At 65.3% G+C, this 6,662-nt stretch carries 7 protein-coding genes and 2 pseudogenes; 5 read left to right on the top strand and 4 right to left on the bottom strand.

The window, feature by feature from the left end:
• The 3 genes from EN932_RS25310 to EN932_RS25300 all read left to right on the top strand — a co-directional run.
• Positions 1 to 516: FCD domain-containing protein (locus EN932_RS25310; RefSeq protein WP_164890613.1), on the top strand; the 516-nt coding region annotated here is incomplete at its 5' end.
• Between the two features lie 5 nt (positions 517 to 521).
• Complete coding sequence (locus EN932_RS25305; protein ID WP_127385125.1) at positions 522 to 1,502, top strand: hydroxyacid dehydrogenase; 981 nt, start codon at positions 522 to 524, stop codon at positions 1,500 to 1,502.
• 42 nt (positions 1,503 to 1,544) lie between these two features.
• Entirely contained in the window at positions 1,545 to 1,931 is a 387-nt protein-coding gene (locus EN932_RS25300; protein ID WP_127370554.1) for a hypothetical protein, read from the top strand.
• Positions 1,932 to 1,946: 15 nt separating this feature from the next.
• Here the strand turns inward: EN932_RS25300 and EN932_RS25295 are convergent, their stop codons facing one another.
• Positions 1,947 to 3,254 carry an amidase gene (locus EN932_RS25295; RefSeq protein WP_127385126.1) on the bottom strand — a complete coding sequence of 436 codons (1,308 nt, stop codon included), beginning with the start codon at positions 3,252 to 3,254 and terminating at the stop codon, positions 1,947 to 1,949.
• A 174-nt stretch (positions 3,255 to 3,428) separates the two neighbouring features.
• Between EN932_RS25295 and EN932_RS25290 the strand changes: the two genes are divergently transcribed.
• Positions 3,429 to 3,707, top strand: coding sequence for a GFA family protein (locus tag EN932_RS25290; RefSeq protein ID WP_128278686.1), 279 nt, complete (start codon positions 3,429 to 3,431; stop codon positions 3,705 to 3,707).
• A gap of 97 nt (positions 3,708 to 3,804) precedes the next feature.
• On the opposite strand, the pseudogene EN932_RS25285 reads toward EN932_RS25290, so the two are convergent.
• Positions 3,805 to 4,587, bottom strand: a pseudogene (locus tag EN932_RS25285) (MFS transporter); the annotation flags it as partial.
• A 136-nt stretch (positions 4,588 to 4,723) separates the two neighbouring features.
• Between EN932_RS25285 and EN932_RS25280 the strand changes: the two are divergent.
• Positions 4,724 to 5,155: a DUF4437 domain-containing protein gene (locus tag EN932_RS25280; RefSeq protein WP_127385127.1), complete on the top strand. Its 432-nt coding sequence runs from the start codon at positions 4,724 to 4,726 to the stop codon at positions 5,153 to 5,155.
• 13 nt (positions 5,156 to 5,168) lie between these two features.
• On the opposite strand, the gene EN932_RS25275 is transcribed toward EN932_RS25280, so the two are convergent.
• Positions 5,169 to 6,254, bottom strand: a complete 1,086-nt coding sequence (locus EN932_RS25275) for an ABC transporter ATP-binding protein (protein WP_127366117.1) — start codon at positions 6,252 to 6,254, stop codon at positions 5,169 to 5,171.
• Positions 6,254 to 6,662, bottom strand: a pseudogene (locus EN932_RS25270) (TOBE domain-containing protein); the annotation flags it as partial. The gene EN932_RS25275 and the pseudogene EN932_RS25270, both read right to left, overlap by 1 nt.

The raw sequence follows: 6,662 nt of genomic DNA, 5'->3' as shown, positions 1-6,662 counted from the left end.
AAGCAGGCCAGTGTGGAGGCCATGGCGCTCTTTGCCCGCGCGGGCCTCCCGCTCGACCCGATCCAGATCTACGAGACGGTCGAACTGCGCAAGATCCACGAGATCAAGGCGGCCGAACTTGCCTGTTCGCGTGCCACCGAGGAGAATTTCGAGCGGCTGCGCGAAATCCTGAAGGCTTCGGAAGAGCGCATCGCCGCCGGCGAAGGGCTTGCCAGGGAAGACCGCGAATTTCACCTCGAAATCGTGCGCGCCACCAAGAACAGCGTCTTCCACAATGTCTGCAGCGTCTACTACATGATGGGCGAGCAGCGCCTGCCGATCTATTTCAACGACCCCGAGCGCAACGTGCGCTCGCATGCCGAGCATATCCAGATCTATGAGGCGCTGCTGCGCCGCGACGGCAATCTCGCACAGGCGCTGATGAGCGCCCATCTGCAGGGCGCTGAGAGCTACTGGAAGGGCCTGATCGAGGGCCATGGCGAGGAGCCGCAAAGCCCGGCGCTCGAAAAAGCCTGACCGACATGGCTCGTATCCTCACGACCCAGGCCCTGCACCCGCGCGCCTCGGCCATGCTGGCCGGCGCCGGAGAGCTCGTCGTCGCCTCCGCCATCGATCCGGCCACGCTGGCCGCCGAAGCCAGGAATGCCGACATCGTCATCGTGCGCGCGCCGCTGCCCCCACAGCTTTTCGACGGCGCAAAGCTGCTGCGGGCGGCAATCCGTCATGGCGCCGGGCTCGACATGATCCCGATGGAAGCAGCGACGGCCGCCGGCGTGCTGGTGGCGAATGTGCCGGCGGTCAATGCCCGCTCGGTTGCCGAACACGTCATGTTCGTGGCCCTCGCCTTGCTGCGCAACTTCCGCGTCGTCGATCGCGACCTGCGCGCCAAAGGCTGGCTTGCCGGCCGCGAGCACGCCAACGCCAACAGCGAGCTTGCCGGCAAGACGATCGGCATTGTCGGCCTCGGCGCCGTCGGCCAGGCGGTCGGCCATATCGCCGCGCACGGCTTCGACCTGAAAGTGGTGGCAACGACGCGTAGCATGCAGCCGGCGCCGGACAAGGTCGGCTTCCTGTCGATCGACGCTCTCGTCGAGCAGAGCGACATCATCGTTCTGTGCTGCCCGCTGACGCCGGAAACGCGCGGCCTGATCAACCGTGAGCGGATCGCCCGCATGAAGCCGCAGGCGTTGCTGATCAACGTGTCGCGCGGACCGGTCGTCGACGACGACGCGCTGATCGAGGCCTTGCAGAAACGGCGCATCGGCGGCGCCGCGCTCGACGTGTTTGCGACGCAGCCGCTGCCGTCGAACCATCCCTATTTCGGCTTCGACAATGTTATCGTCACGCCGCACATGGCGGGGATCACCGAGGAATCGATGATGCGCATGGGCGTCGGCGCGGCGGGCGAAGCCCTGCTCGTGCTGGCGGGCAAACTGCCGGTCAATCTGCGCAATCCGGAAGTGGTCGATCACTACCGGCAGCGGTTCCCGGCGAGCGTGTAGCACATCGCGGTTTCGCCCCAATTCTTCGTGACGTTGAGACCCATGTTCAGTCCTCGCCTCACATCCCTCATTGTCGCCGCCTGTTCGCTCTGCGCCATTCCGTCATTCGCGGCCGAAAGCAGCTATGTCTATTGCGACAACGGGCTGCGCTGCTTCAAGGCGCCGTGCCCGTCGAACAGCGTGCTCGATCTTGCCACCGGAACGATCATCAAGGGCATGTCGATCGACACCAGCGGCTTGCCGCGGGCCGACAAGGCGATAACGGATCTTTCCGACGCGCTCTATGCCGGAAAGATCGTCGTCAGAGGCTCGATCGAGCACCGCACCCAGACGATCACCGGCAAGGAGTACGATCTGCCCTGGCTGGTCGCGACCAGCATCGTACGCACCGCCATGGACAGCGAACGCAAGCACTGTTCGTCGCGCTGATCCGCAATTTCCGGTTCAGTGCTGATCAACCGCCAGCAGCCGCTCCACTTCAGCGGCAATCCGCAGCAGGCGCCGGTCATGCCCGTTGCGCGCCACCAGCATCAATCCGGCAGGCAGCGGAGTGCCCGGCATCGGCAGCGAGATCGCGCAGAGATCGAACTGGTTGGCGACCTGCGTGTTGCGCAGCAGCAGGCCTTCGGTTCGGTCACGCAACCCGGCGTCGTCAGCCATAGAGACGATAGTCGGCGCCGTCACCGGTGTGGTCGGCAAGGCCAGCACATCGACCGAGGACAGCCGTTCGTCCATGGCGGCCGCAAGTGCCGCACGACGGCGCATCGCCCTGATGTAGACCGGAGTCGGCAGCATTGCCGCCCGCGACAGGGGGCCGCTGACGTGCGGGTCGACCGGCGCGGATGCCCCTGTCGCCAGCCAGTCGGCATGCACTTCGGCCCCCTCCATCGCAGCGATCGAGCCCCGCTTGGTCGCCGAACGAAAGTCTGCGAGCAAGTCGTCGATCGATATGTCCGCCAGGTGCGCTCCTATCTGCTCGATCTCGCGAAGGCTGCGTTCGAACGCCGCGGCGACCTCACTTTCAGTGTCTTCGAAAAGAAGCCCGCGCGGAATGCCGACGCGAAGCCCGGTAAGCGGCAGCGGCACGTGCAATGCCGGCGGTTCTTCGCCGGCCATCGCGGCATCGGCGACCGCGCATGCGGTGACGCTCAGCGCCAGCGGTCCAATCGAATCCAGCGTTGCCGACAATGGGTAGGCGCCGGTCAATGGCACGCGCCGCGCCGTCGGCTTGAAGCCGACGACGCCGTTCAGCGATGCCGGTATGCGCACCGAACCGCCCGTATCCGAGCCAATGGCGATGTCGCAGGTGCCTTCGCCGACCGAAACGCCGGCGCCCGAAGACGAACCTCCCGGGATACGGCTGGCATCCATCGCATTGCCGGGCGTGCCATAGTGCTGGTTGTCACCGATCGCGGTGAAGGCGAATTCGGTCATGTTGGTCTTGCCGACGATGACCGCGCCGGCCTGCCGCAGCCGGCTGACGATCACGGCATCGCGCAAGGCGGGCGCGGCGGTCTTGAGCATCAGCGAGCCGGCCGTGGTTGGCTCGCCGGCGACATCGAACAAATCCTTGATCGAGACGATGGTGCCGTCGAGCGGCCCGAGCGTCACGCCGGCTTGGCTGCGCGCATCGCTGGCATCGGCCGCGGCCCTCGCGGCTTCGGCATAGAGCTTCGTGAACACACGCTCTTCGCCGGCACGGGCGGCGAGGCGCGCAAGGATGATTTCCAGATGATCACGGACGGATTGCATTTTCGGTGTCGGACTCCGGACGCCCTGAACGTCTTAAGGGATAGCGGCCAGTGCCTGGCTTGCCGAGACTTAACCCGGCGCAGACGGTTTTGCACCCTGTCGAATGCGAGGAACAAAGGCAGTTGCCACTGCGGCAAGGTCGCCTTCGAATTCAAGGCCGAACTGACCAGCGCCATCAGGTGCAATTGCTCGATCTGCTCGCGCAAGGGCGCCCTGTTGTGTGCCATCCCGCACGGGACCTTGCGGGTCCTGGCCTGGGGCGACGATTTGGGCACCTACACATTCGGCAATCATGCCATCGCGCACCGGTTCTGCCGGGCCTGCGGCATCCATCCCTTTGCGGAGGATGTCCGCGAGGGCCGTGAACGCAGCGCCTACATCAACATCAACTGCGTGGCCGATCTCGACCCCTCGACCCTGTCGGTCTTCGATTTCGACGGGCGGTCGGCCTGAGTTCGTTCGTCGCTGCCGTCACAACGGCGTCGACCCGAAAACCGTGATGGTTCTCGGGCCGACGCGCAGGTGTCAGGGAAGCCTGATTGCGGCGAGGCTACTCGGCCTGCTTCGGGCCGCGCAGGAACACCACGCTGGCCGCCAGCAATGTCGCCGCGCCGCAATGGGCGAAGGCACTGGCGACGCCGGTGTGGTCGACCAGCAGGCCGCCGAAGACGGCGCCGAGCGCGATCGCCACCTGGAACGTCGCCACCATCAGTCCGCCGGCGCTTTCTGCCTGGTCGGGTGCTGCCCGCACCAGCCAGCTCTGCAGCCCGACCGGAACCGCGCCGAAAGCAAAGCCCCAGACCGCAACGGCGGCAGCGGCGATCGTCGGCGAAGCTCCGAAAACCAGCATCGAGGCGGCGGCCGGTGCGATCAGCAAGGGCGCCAGCCCAACGGCTGCCTTGAGGCTGCGCTCGGCCAGGATGCCGCCGGCGACATTGCCGAAGAAGCCGCCAATGCCATAGGCCAGCAGCACCAGCGAGATCGTCTCGATGTCGAGCACGGGGACCTTCTCGAGGAAGGGACGGACATAGGTGAAGCCGGCAAAGTGTCACGAAGCGACCAGCAGCGCCACTCTGATCGACGGACGCTTCAGCACGTCGAGCAAGGTGCGGAAGCTTGCCACACCCACGGGGGGCAATTTCGGAATGGTGGCCAGCTGCACCAGCAGCGCCAGGGCGGCGACCACGGTCGCAATCATGAAGGCCGTGCGCCAGCCCCAGATGTCACCGACATAGGCGCCGACCGGCGCCGCACAGACGGTCGCCAGCGAAACGCCGGTCAGGATGATCGACATGGCGCGCGGCATCAATCGCATCGGCACCAGCCGCAGCGCGGCCGTGGATCGCTGGGTCTGGATGAATTGCCACGCCTTCCGGACGCAATGCCATTGCCGGGCCACCCGCATGCAATAGCTTGCCAGAACCAGGCAGCGAGAGGCCGGCGGCAAGCCGGTCCGAAGAGGAGAACCAATGCCAAATCATCCGAAGCTCATCGCACTCGCCGTCATGCTTGCGGTTCCCGGGCGCGCCTTTGCCCTCGAGGACAGCTACCTGCCGGCCGACAAGATCCCCTATATGGCGGAAGTACCCGACCAGCCGCATCGTCTTGGCCCATTGTGGGGCGAGCGGGCCAAGGGTCCGGCAGGCACGTTGCTGAAGGTTCCCGGCAACTGGCGCGCACCGGTCCATGCGCACACCGCGGATTATCGTGCGGTGGTCATAAAGAGGATGTGGGCGCACTGGCAGATGGATGGCGGCGAGGCGACCAAGGTCGAACTGCCTCCTGGATCCTACTGGACCCAGAAAGCCAATGAGATGCATGACGACGCCTGCGTCTCCGACACGGAATGCGTGATCCTGCTGATCAACGACACGCCCTACGAAACCTACTTCCAGAAATAGGCTCGCATGCAGCCTATGAGGCGTGTCGCAAGCTGACGCCGCTGCCCTTGTCGAACAGCACCACCTTGTCGGGGTTCCAGGCAAAGCGCACCGCCTGCTCGATGGCGACATCGGTCCTGGCCGGCACGGTGGCACGCAGTGTCGTGTCGCCGACGCGCAGCGTCAGGATCTTTTCGACGCCGTGGTTCTCGACGTCGTGGACACGCGCCTCGACCGGCGCGCCGCTCTCGAGATGGACGTCCTCGGGACGAATGCCGAAGACGAGCGGGCGACCATCGGTCGCCCCGCCCGCCTTGGCACCCCCTGAAAAAGGCAATTCGAAATTCAGCGGCGCCATCACCGCGCGGCCGTTCACGAGCTTGCCGTCGATGAGGTTCATCGGCGGCGAGCCGACGAAGCTCGCCACATAGGTGTCGCGTGGATTGTTGTAGATCTCATGCGGTGTGCCGGTCTGGACGATTCGGCCATGGTTGAGCACGCCGACCTTGTCACCCATCGACATCGCCTCGATCTGATCGTGGGTGACGAACAGGAAGGTGGCGCCGAGCTGTATCTGCAGGTTCTTCAGTTCAGTCCGCAGCGCCTCGCGCAGCTTGGCGTCGAGCGCAGACAGCGGCTCGTCCATCAGGAACACACGCGGCTTGCGCACGATGGCGCGGCCGATCGAGACGCGCTGCATCTCGCCGCCGGACAGCCGATCCGTCTTGCGGTCGAGCAGATGCTCGATCCGCAGCGTACGGGCGGCACGGTCGACACGGTCCTTGATCTCGGCGTCGGGCAGCCGGCGAATTTTCGGCTTCAGCGGGAATTCGAGATTTTCGCGCACCGTGTAGCGCGGATAGAGCGAATATTGCTGCAGCACCAGCGCCACGTCACGCTCGGCCGCACCCCAGTCGGCAACGTCGACGCCGTCGATGAAGACCTGGCCTTCGCTGGGCTTTTCCAAGCCGGCGATAAGCCGCAGCGTCGTCGTCTTGCCGGCGCCCGTCTCGCCCAGCAGCACGAAGAACTCGCCATCGGCAATATCGAGATCGAGCCCGGTGAGCGCCGTGTGGTTGCCGAAGGTCTTTGAGATGTTCTTGAGCTGGATATGGGCCATCAGAGTCTCACCTCGAGCGACTTGCCGCTTGCCTTGTCGAAGAAATGCGCCTGGGTCGGGTCGATCCTGGCGAAGACCCTTTCACCGGGTCCGGCAACGAAGCCGCTCTTGGTGCGGGCCCGCAGCAACTCGGTTCCGACCTTGAGATCGACGATGTCGAAGGAGCCGAGCGGCTCGACGATATGCGTGTCGACAGGCACGAAGCCCTCGGTCGCCTCGCGCCGAATGAGCACGCCCTCCGGGCGAATGCCCAGCGCGAGCTCCCGCCCGGCATGGCCGTTGAGCTTCGACAGCAATGCCTGCGGAAATTCGAAGCCAGAAGCCGCGCCGCCGACCGTTACCGAGACCGCGGATCCGGTCTCGGCGACTGCGGCATCGGTGACATTCATCACCGGGCTGCCGACGAAT

This window comes from Mesorhizobium sp. M7A.F.Ca.US.002.01.1.1, assembly GCF_004022955.1.
In the GTDB taxonomy this organism is placed as follows: Bacteria; Pseudomonadota; Alphaproteobacteria; order Rhizobiales; family Rhizobiaceae; genus Mesorhizobium; species Mesorhizobium ciceri.
This window is presented reverse-complemented; position numbering and strand designations above follow the sequence as displayed.

Coding starts and splice junctions, on each gene's coding strand:
- EN932_RS25305 (WP_127385125.1), top strand. CDS start 522: ATGGCTCGTATCCTCACGACCCAGGCCCTGCACCCGCGCGCCTCGGCC.
- EN932_RS25300 (WP_127370554.1), top strand. CDS start 1,545: ATGTTCAGTCCTCGCCTCACATCCCTCATTGTCGCCGCCTGTTCGCTC.
- EN932_RS25295 (WP_127385126.1), bottom strand. CDS start 3,254: ATGCAATCCGTCCGTGATCATCTGGAAATCATCCTTGCGCGCCTCGCC.
- EN932_RS25280 (WP_127385127.1), top strand. CDS start 4,724: ATGCCAAATCATCCGAAGCTCATCGCACTCGCCGTCATGCTTGCGGTT.
- EN932_RS25275 (WP_127366117.1), bottom strand. CDS start 6,254: ATGGCCCATATCCAGCTCAAGAACATCTCAAAGACCTTCGGCAACCAC.